Origin of the sequence: Pseudomonas vranovensis, from assembly GCF_040438935.1 — a bacterium.
GTDB lineage: Bacteria > Pseudomonadota > Gammaproteobacteria > Pseudomonadales > Pseudomonadaceae > Aquipseudomonas > Aquipseudomonas vranovensis.
In genome coordinates, this window is sequence record NZ_CP159259.1 from 2,443,024 (window position 1) to 2,459,069 (window position 16,046).

Sequence of the window (16,046 nt, forward strand, 5' to 3'; positions counted from 1 at the left end):
GTTGTCGCTGATCTGTTCGAACCGTAGCGAAACACATATGGCTGTAGACCTATACTGCTTTGACCAAATGATAGGAACAGCAGAATGTGAAGAAGACCCTGGCGGGAGTTATTGAGGCTGGCGAGCCGCTGATTCAGCAGGCCATCGAGACACAGCGGCAGTATCACACGGCACAAGATGCTGGCAGGCCCGCCGAGGAAGTTGAGCGCCTGCGACTACTTGCTGAGTCGCTGTTCCAAGCAGTCACGGAGTACCAACTGCGATCGCTCGGTGGGCCTGCACGCTCTTTGCACTGAGACCACCTTATCTCCGCCCGCCTGGCGCCGGCAGCATGGTTCATGGAGCCCGCGAGGCGAACTTGCCCCGATAGCTGCTCAACGAGTTGTCGCCGTCACTGATGCCGACGATCAAGGACTGTTACTGTACGAGCGCGTTAAGACTTCGGCCGGTGAGTGGAAAAAAGGCGATTCCAGCCGGCTGCTTTCGACCCATATGCGACGTTCGTCGATTGAACAACGGCATCGATGACGGGGCCGTTGAACGTCAGAGCCCCTGAAGCTGGATGGAGAGCTACCCGCATTGATAGATAGGTTTAGACCATGGCGGCATTTGTAACGGAAGTTGCTAGCGAACATTCACGCTAAGCCTGCTAGCGGAATTCGCGCTGTTGGCTATCGTTTGTGCTGTCATATTGGAATCACGATCTGAAGCGAAGGTGATTTCGAGTCAATAAGGATGGGCTGCGGTGTTTTCAAAAAGCTGAAGGCTCGGTACAGCCGCTGCTTAATCATCTGGGTGAGCAGCTACAAACGGAAGGTTTACGACATGTCTAGATGTACAGCACCGGTACATGGTCATCGTTCGGCAAGCGCAAGAGCAGCGTGTCCCGCATGTGGAGGCGGATATAGCGGGTACGGATCGCGATCGTATTCATCCTCGTTCTACGCACCATCCTATTCGTCCCCGTCTACTGGCGGGGGTGGTCGCAGTAGCGGCGGTTCATCCAGCAGCGCAAAGCCGCGTTGGTCGAAACCCGGATCCTCTGTGGCCTACACCTACGCCGAGGTACGAACCCTCACACCGGTACGCGAAAATGTCGAGAGGCGTGCGACAGTACCTGATCTACGTGACGTCTTTCTTTGTCACGCCTGGGACGACCGGAAAGGATCCGCGAAGGAGCTGCATGATGTACTCGAGTCGCTTGGTGTTTCCGTTTGGTTCAGCGAGAAAGATGTCCTTCTAGGCTCTTCGTTACTGCGTGAAATTGATAAGGGATTGGCGAAGTCTCGAGTAGGAATTGTGCTGGTGACCCCTGCTTTGCTGCGCCGCCTAACGGCCGAAGGCATCGCCGACAAGGAGCTTTCCGCGCTGCTCGCAAGGGATCTGCTGGTTCCCGTCATTCACGACACAACATACGAATCGCTGCGCGAAGTCAGTCCTTTACTCGGTTCGAGAAGCGGCCTGAGCACTGCTGAAGATACGTTTGGAGATATCGCGGCCAAGCTTGCCGAGTTGGTGGCCCCGTAGCGTCACTGTCCATGCATACCGCTTTACTTAGAGACACGTTATCAATCGAAGGAGTTGAACACATGAGTATTAAGCCCGGCCCCAAACCGATCGCTGAATCCACCGGCAAAAAGGACCAGCGCCGTCGTGTTACCGAAGAAAACAAATCCAAACATCCTGATCTGGAAGTACATAAACACAAAAAGGGTGACTGACCTTGAAAGCAGTGAGAGGGGCGAGTCACTCAAGCTAGGCCGCTTCTAGACGGATAGCGACGGTCATACCACGACCGTCGCTGTACGCTTTCAGATCTCCGTCTGCTCCGCCATCTCCAATTGTTCATCGACTTCAGTACCTAGGCTCTAAACGGGAACAGCCCGTCACGCGTCCTGCTCAGGTTCTGGATCACGCGCGGCCCTTTTGAGCGACTGGATCAGGCGCTTGAAGCCCTTGGTTTGAGCAAATTTTTTGTAGAGGGCCGGGGTGATTTCAGAAAGTTTGGCAACAGCTTCTCCCACTGCTCGGCCTTCGCATCGAAGAGTTTGGCCAAGGCTGGAAGGCTGTCGGGGTTGCGGCTCAGGTACGCCAGGAACAGGACGATCCGTTGAACCTCTTGCGGATTAGACGGTTGAACATCCGGAATGAGATGGCCATATTTCGATAGCGGGATTGCGAAATCGTCAGGTTCCACAGACTCCGCGAAGAGCATCGACCTCAATCGGATACTGATGACGTCACGCTGCTGGGCATCAAGCAACTTGAGCAGCGAATCCATCATGGCGTACTGGGCAGCTCCCCACGGCGAAGTCACGGTACCGTTGGTACAACCATAGAAACCTGCATCGAAGCGCCGGCTTGGCAATCACTTCCTAATGTGAAACGATCAAATTCTACTTGGACGACAAGCTCTCGTTCAGGTACGAGCCACCCTCCGGGCTGTCCTCCAAAGTCGTCGACCTGATCGAAAGGGCTTTCCACATTGTAGCCGGCACAGGCAAGCGAAAAACACCGCCCGAGACCGTGATCGCAACGTGGAAGCGTCTTTACACCCATGCAGAGAAACTGAGGTGTTTCACGTCGCTTGATCGATTGGCTCGGCTAGGCCAGTCCTTCAACCTGATCGAATGGGCGCAAGTTGCACAGGATGCGGAGAGGTCGGCAAACGCCGCCGCTGCCAGCGAGTACGCCATGGCCGTCAAAGTTGTGTGGGAGCTTGCCGCCCTCGCCCATCATCTGTCCAAAGATCACGCAGGCTTCAAGCGCTGCAAGTTAAAGTCGATTGAGCAGACGCTCAGGATGCGGGAAGGCGTCGACAGCTTCATGGCAAGAGCCAGCTGGTCGCGGGATGCCATACGGAAGCTTCGTTCTATTCCAGGCATGCAAACGGAACTGGAAGCGTTGATGGTCGAGTTGCTGGAGCTGCAAGCGCAGGCTGCTCACGAACTCTCTCCCTTCCAGATCCCGATGGATTTGAGCGAGGAGCGCCAGGGCACCATCAATGTCTTCAAGGATCTGATGCTTCCAGAATTCTTCTACAAACTTGCCCAGATCTGTGAGGTGCCGGAGAAAATGGCGCTGCACACGGACATCATCCGTGACCGTAGTGACTCATTCCTGTCCGACCTCTTCAACGGACACATCTACACCGACACGCTGGGCCGGGTCGTCACCCAAGCACCGACCATCAATTTCAACGACACGCCGCCACCTGAATGGTATGACCATGAGAGCCTTCGCTACTTGGACATCCTGTACCAAATGTGGGTTGAAAGCCGAGTAAAGCCGGCAACCCAAACGCTCATGACCAAATTTGCTGTCGATGATCGACACCTGATGGCCATCGTGTCAGCTAGCCCATTCGTGCGGTCAGGGTTCGAGCATTTATGCCCTGGGCCTCGCGCGCTTCCTTCAGGGCGACATGATGTCCGCCTGCCATCTGCTGTTCCCACAGCTCGAAAACTCGCTACGCCATGTGCTCAGTGACTCTGGCATCGATACATCGAAACTGGACGAAGAGATGCTGCAAGAAGACCGGTCGCTCAGTGGGCTGCTGAGTAACCGCCGAGAGCAGTTGGAGTCGGTTTTTGGCATCGACCTGATCTACACGATTGACCTGCTGTTCAATCTCAAAGGCAGCCCTTGCCTGCGCCACGAGCTAGCACACGGCAAGCTGGCATCCGGTACCTGCTACCTGCATTCCAGCATCTATGCGTGCTGGCTCATGTACTACCTGGTGTGCTTGCCGCTGCAGCGGTTTTGGAGCACACATGTCGCCCCGCAGCTAGAACGGATTTCACTCTAGGCTCTGTACGAAATGTATTCGAGCGAACGCCAAGCAAGGCGACAACAGTCGAAGGCCAAGCAAGACGACAACAGGGGAAGGCCATCCGGAACGGATGACCTAAGAGTACGATGAACTCAACGGCAGCCAGCACATCGTATCAAGGCCCCGCAGCTTAAAAGTGAGAGGCCGTTCGGCGGAAAATTCCAACTACGCGCACTGAAAGCCAGCCCCCAAAGTATGGGCTAGGGTATGGGCTGAAACCGACCATACACAAAAAAGCCCTGTAAAATCATGGCTTTAATGAAAGTTAGTGGCGGAAGCGTAGGGATTCGAACTCAAGATCATATCCACCGTGGCGCCACTCACGACTCCCCCCTACCGACCATTAGTCCTTTGGGCTCGCACAGGGATCAAGATGTATGCATCCACTGCACGGCCTTCCTTTCAGCACCACAGCTCGCTAATGATCCCGAATCAATAAGGCCACGGTCTTTTCGAAGTTGTCAGGCTGCACGAGATCGACCGGCACCCTCCCTCTTAGATTGCCGTTAGGCTCGCTGAGTAAGCGATACACATCCCATGGCCCCAACTGAGGCAATTTTCTGAATATCGCGATGACAAGTTTGTGCTTTAACGGATCCAACTGCCAGTCGGGAATGCGCTGGCCGCGATTCCCTAAGCTGAGTGACAGTAGGCGTCGTGCCTTGATATCACGGTTGATTTGATCTCGAGATTTTCCAGCCAGACGTGCGAAGGAAAGCAAAGGCAAATTGCTGGGCGCCTCATAGACTTCGAGCATCTGCGCACGCTCTCTTTGGATATCAGAAGCCAACCGAACACCATACGCATCCGATGCACCGATTTGATCCGTCAGTGGCCTACCACCTGCAAGAGCTACTGAGGTCGTTTCTGGCTTTATGCCATTGCGGACTGAAGCGAGAGGTAAATTCTGCGGCCCAAGCGATAACTGTGCCGCGCCCTCCAACCTAATGCTCAGTGGTGAACTCGCCGCCTTGGCATGCCCCTGGACCCAGAGGTCCAATCGGTTGGCCCAATCCTGCATCATCGTACGTCGTTGCTCGACGTACTCCGCATGGTTGTAGGCCGCACTCACCTTGTCCTGGTCAGCATGCGAGAGCTGCGCGTCTACCCAGATCTTGGGGTAACCGATTTCGTTGAGCGCCGTTGAAATGGTCGCCCTTACTCCATGGCCTGTGAGCCGATCAGCAAAGCCCATACGTCGCAACGCACTATTCAGAGTATTCTCGCTGATGCGCTTGCTCAGATCGCTTCGATGAGCGAGCAAGTGTCGTTGTGCCGGTACCACCTGATCCAGCAACAGCCGTACGACTTCGGCCGCCTGGATAGACAGCGGAACAATGTATGGCGGCACCTTTGCGGTTTGACGGCGCGTTTTGCGCATCTTGAGCTGTAGCTGCTTCACTACTTCCGGAGGAATGATCCAGAGTCTACGCTCGAGATCGAACTGATCGGGGGTAGCCAGCCGCAACTCCCCGGTCCGCACCCCCGTCAGGAGCAAAAGGCGGATCCCGAGTTGCGTCTGCTGCGAGCCACGGAACGCACGCAGCTTGCCCAGAAAGTACGGAAGCTCCTCCATGCGCAAAAATGGATTGTGCTCCACAGGCGGTTTAGGCACGGCCACTACATCAAGGTCTGCTGCCGGGTTGTGCTCAAGACCGGCAATGCGCACGAGCGCATAACGAAACAGCTGGTTGAGCCAGGTCCGGCACTTTTCCGCAGTGGTGAAGGCTTTTCTGCATTCGATTCGACTGAGGAGATCCATGAGCACATGCCGGTTGATCTCATGGATCGACTGCTCGCCGATGTAGGGCTGAATGTCTTTGGCAAAGATGCGTAGGATCTGCGACAGCGTGCTCTGACGCCCTTCCTTCAGGCTGAGCCGGCGGAATGTAATCCACTGATTGAAAACCGCGTCAAACGTATGATCAGTGGAAAGGCGGACTGCTTGGCGTTGCTGCTTGCGCTGCTCACACGGATTGGTCCCTTGAGCAATCAGTGCTCGCGCCTCATCGCGGCGCGTACGTGCATCGCGCAAGCCCACCTGCGGATAGCTGCCGAAGGACATGCGCTTCTGCTTGCCTTCCCAGTAAAACCGAAAGTGCCAGAGTTTGGCGCCCTGGGCCGTGACGTGCAGAATCAGTCCATCGTTGTCGGCGAGCGTGTAGTCTTTGCCTATGACTCGGGCATGCCGAATCGCCATTTCCGAAAGTGCCATGGTGACCTCCTGAACCTGTCGGAGGCCAAATGCTCTTCTCGTGCGCGATGCTGCTCCACTGGAAAACCGAATTGGGGTCTATCCCATTCTGGCCTCAAAACTGGCCTTAAAATGCCCGGCTACTAGCGGTTTTCGGTAGTTTTTCCTGGAACGAAAAAAGGGCCTTTCGGCCCTTTTTTCAACGACTTACAGACTTCCATGGAACTCTGTAGATCTATAACTGGAGCGGGAAACGAGACTCGAACTCGCGACCCCGACCTTGGCAAGGTCGTGCTCTACCAACTGAGCTATTCCCGCGTTTTGGTGATAGCCATTCTATAGGATCAACAAATGGCGTCAAGCCTTTGATTCAAAAAACTTTTATGAAGTTGGCCATGGCCGCGCGATCGTTTGCAGCACGCCAGGGAGCGAAACCTCCCACGCCCTTCTCAGATTTCTGCCATTGCCCATGCTGCCCACTCTGATTAGCTTCGCTTCCCCACTGTGCAAGGAAGCTATCATGACCCTATTATTCAGAAACCTGGCGCTCTGCCTGATGCTCATGATCCCGGCAAGCGTGCCGGCATTGGAGCGCCCCAAGCTCACCCTGGCGGTCGGCGGCCACGCGCTCCTCTACAATTTGCCACTGGCGGTCGCACTGCAAAAGGGCTACTTCGAAGAACAAGGACTTGAGCTTGAGGTGGTCGATTTCAGCGCCGGCGTCAAGGCGCTCCAGGCCATGATTGCCGGTGACGCCGAGGTCGTCAGTGGCGCCTACGACCATACCCTGAGGATGCAGGCGCGCGGGCATGCCCTGCGCGCCTTTGTACTGACCGCCGAGGCACCACAGGTGGTCGTGGCAGTCTCTTCCCGGTCCCTGCCCGAGTACTGCACGGCGAGCGACTTGCGTGGCAAGAAAATCGGCATCAGCTCCGCAGGCTCCTCGACCCAGATGCTGGCCAACCTGATCCTGGCCAAGGCTGGGGTACGTGCCGATGAGGTTACCTTCGTCGAGGTGGGCGCCTCTGCTGATGCCGCGCAGGCCTTGCACAGCGGCAAGGTCGACGTCATTGCCCACACCGAACCGGTCATCAGCCTGCTGGAAAAACAACACGGCCTTCACATCATCGCCGACACCCGTCACCCCCAGGGGACGCGAGCCCTGTTCGGCGGGCCGATGCCTGCCGGTACGCTATATACAAAGGTCTCTTTCATCGAGGAAAACCCCAGGACCATCCAGGCCTTGACCAATGCGATGGTCAAGGCCTTGCACTGGCTGCGTAGCGCCAGCGCCGAAGATGTCGCCGCCCTGGTGCCAACCGACTACCTGCTCGACGATCCCGACCTGTACAAACAGGCCTATCGCAATATCCAGCCAGCGCTCTCGAGCAACGGGTTGTTTCCCGCACAAGGCCCGGCCCTCACCCGACAAGCCCTGCAAGCCTTTGATCCGACCTTGCGGGAAATGGCGTTGAGCCCTGCCGGCACCTGGACCAACGATTTCGTCAACGCCGCCCTGCAGGCGATGAAGTAATCGGCTGCACGGGAAACCCAGCGCCAAAAACGAAAAAAGCGACCTCAAGGTCGCTTTTTCACCCACAACAATGTGCTACTTCTTTTCCGAACCTTCCCGCAAATGCGGCCAGGCAGCGCGCAGGTAGTGCACCATCGACCACAACGTCAGGCCTGCAGCGATCATCAGCAAGGTGTAGCCCACTACCACCCAGAAACTCAACGTGGCCGGATTGGCCAGCAGAATCACCAGGGCAAGCATCTGCGCAGCCGTTTTCCATTTACCCAGGTTCGACACTGCTACATGCGCCCGCGCACCCAGTTCGGCCATCCACTCACGCAGGGCCGATACCACGATCTCGCGACCGATAATGACCACCGCCGGCAAGGTCAGCCACAGGTTGGCATGATCCTGCACCAGCATTACCAGGGCCACGGCGACCATCAGTTTGTCGGCCACCGGGTCCAGGAATGCGCCAAATGGCGTGCTCTGCTGCAGGCGACGGGCCAGGTAGCCGTCAAGCCAGTCAGTCGCCGCAGCGATGGCGAACACTGTACTTGCTGCCATATAGCTCCAGTGATACGGAACATAAAACAGCAAAATGAAGATCGGAATGAGCAGGACGCGAAGAACGGTAAGCAGATTTGGGATATTCATCGGCACAACTGGCTGCAAAGTGAGCGGGCATTCTACTCGCTATGCAGGTTGGCATAAATCGACTCGGCAAGCTTTTTACTGATTCCCGGTGCTTTGGCGATTTCCTCGATGCTGGCGCGGGACAATTCCTGCAGGCCGCCGAAGTGTTTGAGCAGGTCACGACGCCGTTTTGGCCCCACGCCGGCCACATCCTCAAGGCTTGAGGTCCGCCGGGCCTTACCGCGCCGGGCACGGTGCCCGGTAATGGCAAATCGGTGCGCTTCGTCACGGATCTGCTGGATCAAATGCAGCGCAGGCGAGTCCCCCTTGAGGGTGAACTCATGGGCCACATCATTGAGGTAAAGGGTTTCGAATCCGGCCTTGCGGGTCACGCCCTTGGCCACACCGATCAGAATCAGGTCAGGGACGGCCAGTTCCTGAAGCACTTCCCGAGCCATGTTCAACTGGCCTTTGCCGCCGTCCACCAAGAGCACATCCGGCAGTTTGCCCTCGCCGTCCTTGATTCGCCCGAAACGCCGGGTCAAGGCCTGGTGCATCGCGGCATAGTCATCTCCCGGCGTCACGCCCTCGATATTGAAGCGTCGGTAATCGGACTTCAACGGCCCCTCCGGGCCAAACACCACGCAAGAGGCTACCGTCGCCTCACCGCTGGAATGGCTGATGTCGTAGCACTCCAGGCGTTGCGGGGTTTCATCCAGGTCCAGCACTTTGGCCAGTGCCTCGAAGCGCGAGGCCATGTGTTGACGGTTGGCCAGGCGCGCCATCAGCGCCTGCTCGGCATTGGTCACCGCCAACTGCTGCCAGCGCGCCCGGGTGCCACGCACCCGGTGGCTGATGGTCAGTTCGCGACCGCGCAAGCTTTCGATGGCCGCACTGATAGCCTCGAAGTCTTCATGAACCACGTTGACGATCAGCTCACCCGGCAGGTCGCGCTCGGCGTTGCCGATGTAGTACTGGGACAGGAACGCAGCCATGACCTCGGCCACCTCCTCCTCGATTCCAACCTGGGGAAAGAAGTTCTTGCTGCCCAGTACCCGTCCACCGCGCACACTGATCAGGTGTACACAAGCGCCACCCGGATTGACGAAAGCGGCCACCACGTCCACATCGCCGCTGCCGCCTTCCATGCTCTGCTGGTCCTGGACCCGGCGCAACAAGGCGATCTGGTCGCGTAACTCGGCCGCCCTCTCGAACTCAAGGGCCATGGCGGCCTGCTCCATCTCGGCATTGAGCTCGTTGGTCAACTGGTGACTGCGCCCCTCGAGGAACATCACCGAGTGACGCACATCGATTGCGTATTCCTCGGGCTCCACCAGCCCGACGCACGGCGCCTTGCAGCGTTTGATCTGGTACTGAAGGCATGGCCGCGTTCGATTGCTGTAGTAGCTGTCCTCGCACTGGCGCACGAAAAACGTCTTCTGCAGCAGGCTCAGGCTTTCCCGAATGGCGCCCGCACTGGGGTAAGGGCCGAAGTACTTGCCCTTTTGTTTCTTGGCGCCACGATGAATCCCCAGACGGGGAAATGCACCGTCCGAAAGAAACACATAAGGATAGGACTTGTCGTCACGCAGCAGGATGTTATAGGGCGGGCGCCATTCCTTGATCAGCGTCTGCTCGAGTAGCAGCGCTTCGGTCTCGTTGGCGGTAATGGTGGTTTCGACCTGGGCGATCCTGCCCACCAGGGCAGCCGTCTTCGGCGCCAGGCCCGTTTTGCGAAAGTAACTGGCCAGGCGCTTCTTGAGGTTTTTGGCCTTGCCGACATACAGCAGCCGGGCGTCGCCGTCGAACATCCGGTAAACGCCCGGGCGACCGCTGCAGGTCGCCAGGAAGGCACTTGAATCGAACACAGGGGTCATGAGCTCAGAGACTGGCGTCAACCATGCCATGGCGGACCGCCAGCAGCGTCAGTTCGACGTCGCTGGTGACCGAGAGTTTTTCGAAGATCCGATAACGGTAAGTATTGACCGTTTTCGGTGACAGACACAGCTTGTCGGAGATGATCTGCACTTTCTGGCAACCGACGATCATCAGGGCGATCTGGATTTCCCGCTCTGACAACGCATCGAAGGGTGAGCCCTGGGGCTGGAACGACTTGAGCGCCAGCTGTTGAGCGATCTGCGGGCTGATGTAGCGCTGGCCGGCAAACACCAGGCGAATGGCCTGGACCATTTCGTCCAGGCCTGCGCCCTTGGTCAGGTATCCAGCGGCGCCGGCCTGGAGCAGGCGCGTGGGAAACGGGTCTTCTTCGCACACGGTGACGGCCACGACTTTCACATCAGGGTGGCTGCGCAGCAACTTGCGCGTGGCCTCGAGACCACCGATCCCGGGCATCTTCACATCCATCAGGACCACATCGGGCTTGAGTTCACGCGCGACCTTGAGTGATGCCTCGCCGGAGTCGGCTTCGCCCACCACCTGCAAGTCATCGATATCGGCCAGCATACGGGTGATGCCCGTACGCACCAGATCGTGATCATCGACCACCAGGACCCTAATCAAGCAGACACCTCGCACGACGGCGAAAAATTGGATCCGGCCACCTTAGCAAAAAATCGCGTGGTAGAGCTAACGGAACGCATCTTTGTGCGCCACCCGGCTTCATTTTCCCGACAGTCGCCCGGCCAGGGTGTGCTCGGGTCCACCGATCGGCGCGCAGGCCCTTGGCAGTGGATTGGCGAGGCTGCCCAACAACTGCCGCACCGCTGCCTGGTCAGCCGCAGCCAGGCTGCGAAAACACCCCAGTAAGCGATCTTCTTCAGCGCTCAGGCTGCCTTGCGGTATCGGCGTGCGCACGCCGCTCAACACATACAAGCTGTCGACGCCGCGAGCCGCCACCGCCGCCAGGTAGTCGGCCTTGGGCGTTCGCTCACCGCTTTCGTACTTACCCTGGGCATTGGGTTCCACACCACCGATATCCCCGAATACCCGCTGGGTCATGCCCAGGCGCTCTCGTTCTTCCCTGAGCCGCGATCCGATTCCGTTCATGCGATTTCACTGTCTCCCGTACATCGTCCGAACGGGCCGGCCTCAAACCACACCGGCCCTTGAAGACCGGCACTATGCACGGGTTCACGACACCGACACAAGCCAGCAGCCCCGTGAGACTGCGCTAATCGACCAGCCTTTGCATGCGCACAAAGCACTCATCTTCGCCCATGGCAACGAAACCTGCGCGTCGGTACAAGCCCTGGGCCGGGTTGCTCTTGAACACCGTCAGACGCACCAGGGGCAAGCGTCGCTCACGAGCCCAATCGACCAATTGCGCCAGCACCTGGGTACCGAGGCCCTGCCTGCGTGCCGACTCGATCAAGTGCAGTTCGCGAATGTACAGGGCCTGGCGATCCTGGCTCAGGCTGCAAAACCCCACCACCCGGTCGTGCTCGACGACCAGCCACTGCTCGCGCCAGCTCCAGGCCTGGTTGAAGGCCTCCTCGATCCAGAGCAGGTCGAACTCGTGGTAGTACGGCAGCATCGCCCGCCGGGTCAGGTCGCGGGCGAAGGGGCAATGCTGATCGGCGGCGGGGGTCAGGATCATCGTTCTTCATTCCATGCTACAGATAGCAGACCGGCGAGGCCGACGGGCCACGCCGCTCCAGTTCATCTTCCAGCCACGCCGCCAGCACCTGCGCATTGTTGTGCTCGGTGTCCTTGCCGGCATAGAGCAAGGTCACCTCACCCTGCTCGGCCATGCCCAGCAGTTTCCACCAATGCTCTGGCCGGGCGGCCAGCTCCTGTCGGTAGCGTTCGGCGAAGCCGGCGAAGTCCACTTCACCGCCATGGAAGGCCTGGCGCAAGGCGGTCGAAGGCGCAACTTCCGGCAGCCACAGTGCCTGCAACTGGGCCTTGCGTTTATTGCGTGGCCATAGCCGATCGACCAGCACGCGCTGTCCGTCATCAGGTGCCAAGGGATCATAGACTCGCTTGCAACGGATCATCGGATTTCTCCCATTCATCCTGTCAGCGTAGAGGCATTTATTGACCGAGGTCACGTCGACGTCATGCACAGTTCTTATGCTGGACGCCTGAGGTAACGTAACCCGGAGTCATCATGACTACCCCGACGCTGACCAGCCACCCAACGCTGGCCACAGCCGATCCACGGCCGCGCCTGCACCACAAGCCCGGCCGAAATACCCTGATCCTGTTCTTCGGCTTACTGCTGGGCGGACTGTTCTATACCGCCTGGAGCCTGTTTCGCGACATCGACGCCACCGGTACGGTGATCACCACCTGGACGCCCTTCCTGCTGCTCGGGGTGGCCCTGCTGATCGCCTTGGGCTTTGAGTTCGTCAATGGCTTTCACGACACGGCCAACGCGGTGGCCACGGTGATCTACACCCACTCGCTGCCCGCCTCGGTGGCCGTGGTCTGGTCTGGCTTTTTCAACTTTCTCGGGGTGTTGCTTTCAAGTGGCGCTGTCGCCTTCGGCATCATTGCCCTGCTGCCGGTCGAGCTGATCCTCAAGGTCGGCTCCTCGGCAGGCTTTGCCATGGTGTTCGCCCTGCTGTTGTCGGCCATTATCTGGAACCTGGGCACCTGGTGGCTGGGGCTGCCGGCCTCGTCCTCACATACCCTGATTGGCTCGATCATCGGCGTCGGCGTTGCCAACGCCCTGATGCACGGCCGTGACGGCACCAGCGGTGTGGACTGGTCCCAGGCGGCGAAAGTCGGCTATTCACTGTTGCTCTCGCCTCTGGTGGGCTTTGCCTGCGCCGCGCTGTTGCTGCTGGCGCTGCGCCACCTGGTCAAGCGCCAGGACCTGTACCAGGCGCCCGTGGGCAATACGCCTCCGCCCTGGTGGATTCGCGGCCTGCTGATTCTGACCTGCACCGGGGTGTCGTTTGCCCACGGTTCCAACGATGGCCAGAAAGGCATGGGCCTGATCATGTTGATTCTTGTGGGCACCCTGCCCATGGCCTACGCCCTGAACCGCACCATGCCGGCGGAGCAATCGCTGCAGTTTGCAGCAGTCGCCGAGGTCACCCAGCACGCCTTGCAGCGAAGCGCCCCCCAACTATTGACGGCAGACCCACGCCAGACCTTGAGCGACTTCATTCGCCAGCCCACCGCCAGCCCTGAGCTGGTCCCGGCCCTGGCTGCCCTGGCGGGCTCGATTGGCGAGGAAGTAAAAGGCTACGGTTCCCTCAACCGCGTGCCCGCCGAGGCGATGGCCAACGTGCGCAACGACATGTACCTGACCAGCGAAACCATCCGCCTGATCAACAAACACCAACTGGTCACGTTCACACCCGATACCCAGGACAAGGTGCAACTGTTCAAGCGCCAGCTCGATGACGCCACCCGCTACATTCCACTGTGGGTCAAGATTGCCGTGGCCATTGCCCTGGGCCTGGGCACCATGGTGGGCTGGCGACGGATCGTGGTCACAGTCGGGGAAAAGATCGGCAAGACCCACCTGACCTATGCCCAGGGTGCTTCGGCAGAATTGGTAGCGATGTGTACCATTGGCGTGGCTGACATGTACGGCATGCCCGTCTCGACCACCCATGTGTTGTCATCAGGGGTGGCCGGGACCATGGTTGCCAATGGCTCGGGGCTGCAGATGCGCACCATCGTCAACCTGATGATGGCCTGGGTACTGACCCTGCCTGCGGCGATCGTGATGGCCGGCGGGCTGTACTGGATTCTGCGCCAGGTGTTCTAGCGGCGCCGGAACAGCGGCGCCGGAACAGCGGCCTCGGTTCGATGACCGAACGTCCGTACAACACGCTCATCCCGGCCAGGCCCTTCAAGGCATCCTCGGCGCACTTGTCTTCGCGCACCGCAAAGCTGTCGAAGCCGCATTGACGCATATGGCTGAGCTGGTCGCGCAGCACATCGCCCACCGCCCGCAGCTCGCCGTGCCAGCCCAGGCGGCTGCGCAGCAGATACGCCTGGCTGTAACCGCGCCCGTCACGAAAGCTTGGAAAATCGATGGCAATCAGCGGCACCTGCGCCAACCACGGCTCCAGCGCTTCGATCTCATCGTCCGGTCCCAGCCACAGGCCGTCGCGGCCGGTGGGCTGTCGCGCTTCACGCTCCAGCCAGTCGGTAAAAGGCAGAATCAGCAAGCCGTCGGGCAGCGGCTGTTCAACGTCGCGCAGCAACTGCCAGCCGTCCTCGGCCAGCAGCTGTGCCTCGCCATTGCGCAAGGCAATCACATTACGCATATGAGCTCCTCCGGGCGCTTGGCGTAGACCCGCTCCTTGAACGGCTCCAGCCCTACCCGGCGCACAGTATCGACGAAGGGCTCGTCCAGCTCGCGATAGGCGCAGTAGGTGGCGATGATCTGCTCGATCACCCGCGGGATCTCGGCGGCGCTGAACGAGGGGCCGATCACCTTGCCCAAGGTACTGTGTTTGCCCTGGGCGCCGCCAAGGGTGACCTGGTACCACTCGCTACCATTCTTGTCGACGCCCAAGATGCCAATATTGCCGATGTGGTGATGGCCACAGGCATTGATGCAGCCCGAGATGTTCAGGCTCAGCTCACCCAGGTCGTGCAGGTAGTCCAGGTCGTCGAAGCAGCGCTGGATCGACTGCGCAATGGGGATCGACTTGGCATTGGCCAACGCGCAGAAGTCTCCACCCGGGCACGCGATGATATCGGTCAACAGGCCAATGTTCGCCGTCCCCAGGCCACGCTCGCAGGCCAACCGCCAGAGCGCGTGCAGGTCTTGCTTGCGCACATCCGGCAGAATGAGGTTCTGCTCATGGGCAATGCGAATCTCGCCAAAACCGAACTGCTCCGACCAGTCCGCCACCGCCTCCATCTGGGCGGCCGTCAGGTCGCCTGGCGGCGAGGCCTCGCCAGGCTTGGTAGAGAGCACCACACTGGCGTAGCCCGGCACCTTGTGTGGCTTGACGCAGCAGGCCACCCAGCGGGCAAAGGCATGGTCCTGGGCGAGGTGGGTTTCATAGTCCAGTGCTTCGTCGACCACGCTGGCGTAGGCTGGTGGCTCGAACGCCGCAGCCACGCGTTGGAACTCATCTTCGGTCAGTTGCGCCGGGCCATCCTTGATGTGCTGCCACTCCTGCTCCACCTCACGGGCAAAGGCTTCGATCCCCAGGGCCTTGACCAAGATCTTGATACGCGCCTTGTACTTGTTGTCGCGGCGGCCGTGGCGGTTGTACACCCGCAGGATGGCCTCGACATATGACAGCAAGTGCTGCCAGGGCAGCCCCTCACGGATCTGCAAGCCCAGGATCGGCGTGCGCCCCAAGCCACCGCCGACCATCACCCGCAGGCACATCTGGCCCCGAGCGTCGCGGTACAGGTACAGGCCGATGTCATGCATCATGATCGCCGCCCGGTCTTCTCGGGCAGAGCAGATGGCGATCTTGAACTTGCGTGGCAGGAACAGGAACTCGGGGTTGATAGTCGACCACTGGCGCAAGATCTCGGCCAGCGGGCGTGGGTCGAGCAGCTCGTCGGCGGCGACTCCGGCGAAGGCCTCGGTGGTGATGTTGCGCACGCAGTTGCCGGAAGTCTGGATGGCATGCATCTCGACCTCGGCAAGGCGTTGGAGAATATCGGGCACCTGGGCCAACTCGATCCAGTTGAACTGGATGTTCTGGCGGGTGGTGAAATGCCCATAGCCGCGGTCGTACTCACCGGCGATCAGCGCCAGAGTACGCATCTGACGCGCGCCAAGAGTGCCGTAGGGAATCGCCACCCGCAGCATATAGGCGTGCTTCTGCAAGTACAGGCCATTTTGCAGGCGCAGGGGCAGGAACTCTTCTTCAGACAGCTCACCGCCCATGAAACGTTGCACCTGATCGCGAAACTGCGCCACGCGCTCGAACACCAGCGCACGGTCATACTCGTCATACTGATACATGGTTCGGACC

Annotated in this window: 16 protein-coding genes, 1 tRNA gene and 1 pseudogene; 7 read left to right on the forward strand and 11 right to left on the reverse strand. The window is 59.3% G+C overall.

Features of this window, described 5'->3' with window-relative positions:
* The first annotated feature begins 86 nt into the window (after nucleotides 1-86).
* The 3 genes from ABVN19_RS11205 (at nucleotide 87) to ABVN19_RS11215 (ending at nucleotide 1,721) form a co-directional block, all read left to right on the forward strand.
* Entirely contained in the window at nucleotides 87-296 is a 210-nt protein-coding gene (locus tag ABVN19_RS11205) for a hypothetical protein (protein ID WP_105641991.1), read from the forward strand.
* A 748-nt stretch (nucleotides 297-1,044) separates the two neighbouring features.
* Nucleotides 1,045-1,527, forward strand: a complete 483-nt coding sequence (locus ABVN19_RS11210; protein WP_254468751.1) for a toll/interleukin-1 receptor domain-containing protein — start codon at nucleotides 1,045-1,047, stop codon at nucleotides 1,525-1,527.
* 62 nt (nucleotides 1,528-1,589) lie between these two features.
* Nucleotides 1,590-1,721, forward strand: a complete 132-nt coding sequence (locus ABVN19_RS11215) for a hypothetical protein (RefSeq protein WP_256122401.1) — start codon at nucleotides 1,590-1,592, stop codon at nucleotides 1,719-1,721.
* A 218-nt stretch (nucleotides 1,722-1,939) separates the two neighbouring features.
* Here the strand turns inward: ABVN19_RS11215 and ABVN19_RS11220 are convergent, their stop codons facing one another.
* Complete coding sequence (locus tag ABVN19_RS11220) at nucleotides 1,940-2,284, reverse strand: hypothetical protein (RefSeq protein WP_254502311.1); 345 nt, start codon at nucleotides 2,282-2,284, stop codon at nucleotides 1,940-1,942.
* Nucleotides 2,285-2,400: 116 nt separating this feature from the next.
* Here ABVN19_RS11220 and ABVN19_RS11225 point away from each other — a divergent pair, with 116 nt between their 5' ends.
* Together ABVN19_RS11225 and ABVN19_RS11230 are read left to right on the forward strand one after the other, a co-directional pair.
* Nucleotides 2,401-3,489: a hypothetical protein gene (locus tag ABVN19_RS11225; protein WP_256585845.1), complete on the forward strand. Its 1,089-nt coding sequence runs from the start codon at nucleotides 2,401-2,403 to the stop codon at nucleotides 3,487-3,489.
* Entirely contained in the window at nucleotides 3,428-3,808 is a 381-nt protein-coding gene (locus tag ABVN19_RS11230; protein WP_353632808.1) for a DUF4209 domain-containing protein, read from the forward strand. Before ABVN19_RS11225 ends, ABVN19_RS11230 begins: the two co-directional genes overlap by 62 nt.
* A gap of 442 nt (nucleotides 3,809-4,250) precedes the next feature.
* On the opposite strand, the gene ABVN19_RS11235 is transcribed toward ABVN19_RS11230, so the two are convergent.
* Both ABVN19_RS11235 and ABVN19_RS11240 read right to left on the reverse strand, forming a co-directional pair.
* Nucleotides 4,251-6,047, reverse strand: a complete 1,797-nt coding sequence (locus tag ABVN19_RS11235; RefSeq protein WP_105641990.1) for an integrase arm-type DNA-binding domain-containing protein — start codon at nucleotides 6,045-6,047, stop codon at nucleotides 4,251-4,253.
* 221 nt (nucleotides 6,048-6,268) lie between these two features.
* Nucleotides 6,269-6,344 (reverse strand) — tRNA-Gly (locus ABVN19_RS11240).
* A gap of 202 nt (nucleotides 6,345-6,546) precedes the next feature.
* Here ABVN19_RS11240 and ABVN19_RS11245 point away from each other — a divergent pair.
* Nucleotides 6,547-7,560 (forward strand): ABC transporter substrate-binding protein, encoded by a 1,014-nt coding sequence (locus ABVN19_RS11245; protein ID WP_158259235.1) that lies wholly within the window; start codon nucleotides 6,547-6,549, stop codon nucleotides 7,558-7,560.
* Nucleotides 7,561-7,635: 75 nt separating this feature from the next.
* Here ABVN19_RS11245 and pgsA read toward each other — a convergent pair whose 3' ends face one another.
* The 6 genes from pgsA to ABVN19_RS11275 form a co-directional block, all read right to left on the reverse strand.
* The gene (gene pgsA, locus ABVN19_RS11250; protein WP_028946102.1) at nucleotides 7,636-8,196 is read right to left on the reverse strand and encodes a CDP-diacylglycerol--glycerol-3-phosphate 3-phosphatidyltransferase; all 561 of its coding nucleotides are present in this window, start codon (nucleotides 8,194-8,196) and stop codon (nucleotides 7,636-7,638) included.
* Nucleotides 8,197-8,228: 32 nt separating this feature from the next.
* A complete protein-coding gene (uvrC, locus tag ABVN19_RS11255; RefSeq protein WP_028946101.1) occupies nucleotides 8,229-10,052 on the reverse strand; it encodes an excinuclease ABC subunit UvrC in 1,824 nt (607 codons plus the stop codon).
* A 4-nt stretch (nucleotides 10,053-10,056) separates the two neighbouring features.
* Nucleotides 10,057-10,695, reverse strand: coding sequence for a UvrY/SirA/GacA family response regulator transcription factor (gene uvrY / locus ABVN19_RS11260; protein WP_028946100.1), 639 nt, complete (start codon nucleotides 10,693-10,695; stop codon nucleotides 10,057-10,059).
* A 99-nt stretch (nucleotides 10,696-10,794) separates the two neighbouring features.
* Nucleotides 10,795-11,181, reverse strand: a complete 387-nt coding sequence (locus tag ABVN19_RS11265; protein WP_028946099.1) for a helix-turn-helix transcriptional regulator — start codon at nucleotides 11,179-11,181, stop codon at nucleotides 10,795-10,797.
* Nucleotides 11,182-11,305: 124 nt separating this feature from the next.
* Nucleotides 11,306-11,731 (reverse strand): GNAT family N-acetyltransferase, encoded by a 426-nt coding sequence (locus ABVN19_RS11270; RefSeq protein WP_028946098.1) that lies wholly within the window; start codon nucleotides 11,729-11,731, stop codon nucleotides 11,306-11,308.
* Between the two features lie 16 nt (nucleotides 11,732-11,747).
* Nucleotides 11,748-12,131 carry a DUF488 family protein gene (locus ABVN19_RS11275; protein ID WP_028946097.1) on the reverse strand — a complete coding sequence of 128 codons (384 nt, stop codon included), beginning with the start codon at nucleotides 12,129-12,131 and terminating at the stop codon, nucleotides 11,748-11,750.
* A 113-nt stretch (nucleotides 12,132-12,244) separates the two neighbouring features.
* On the opposite strand from ABVN19_RS11275, the gene ABVN19_RS11280 reads away from it, so the two are divergent.
* On the forward strand, nucleotides 12,245-13,861 hold the full coding sequence (locus ABVN19_RS11280) for an inorganic phosphate transporter (protein WP_028946096.1): 1,617 nt from the start codon (nucleotides 12,245-12,247) through the stop codon (nucleotides 13,859-13,861).
* Between the two features lie 13 nt (nucleotides 13,862-13,874).
* Here the strand turns inward: ABVN19_RS11280 and ABVN19_RS11285 are convergent.
* Both ABVN19_RS11285 and ABVN19_RS11290 read right to left on the reverse strand, forming a co-directional pair.
* A pseudogene (locus tag ABVN19_RS11285) lies at nucleotides 13,875-14,366 on the reverse strand (DUF934 domain-containing protein); the annotation flags it as partial.
* Complete coding sequence (locus tag ABVN19_RS11290) at nucleotides 14,354-16,036, reverse strand: nitrite/sulfite reductase (RefSeq protein ID WP_028946094.1); 1,683 nt, start codon at nucleotides 16,034-16,036, stop codon at nucleotides 14,354-14,356. The gene ABVN19_RS11290 and the pseudogene ABVN19_RS11285, both read right to left, overlap by 13 nt.
* Nucleotides 16,037-16,046: the final 10 nt, after the last annotated feature.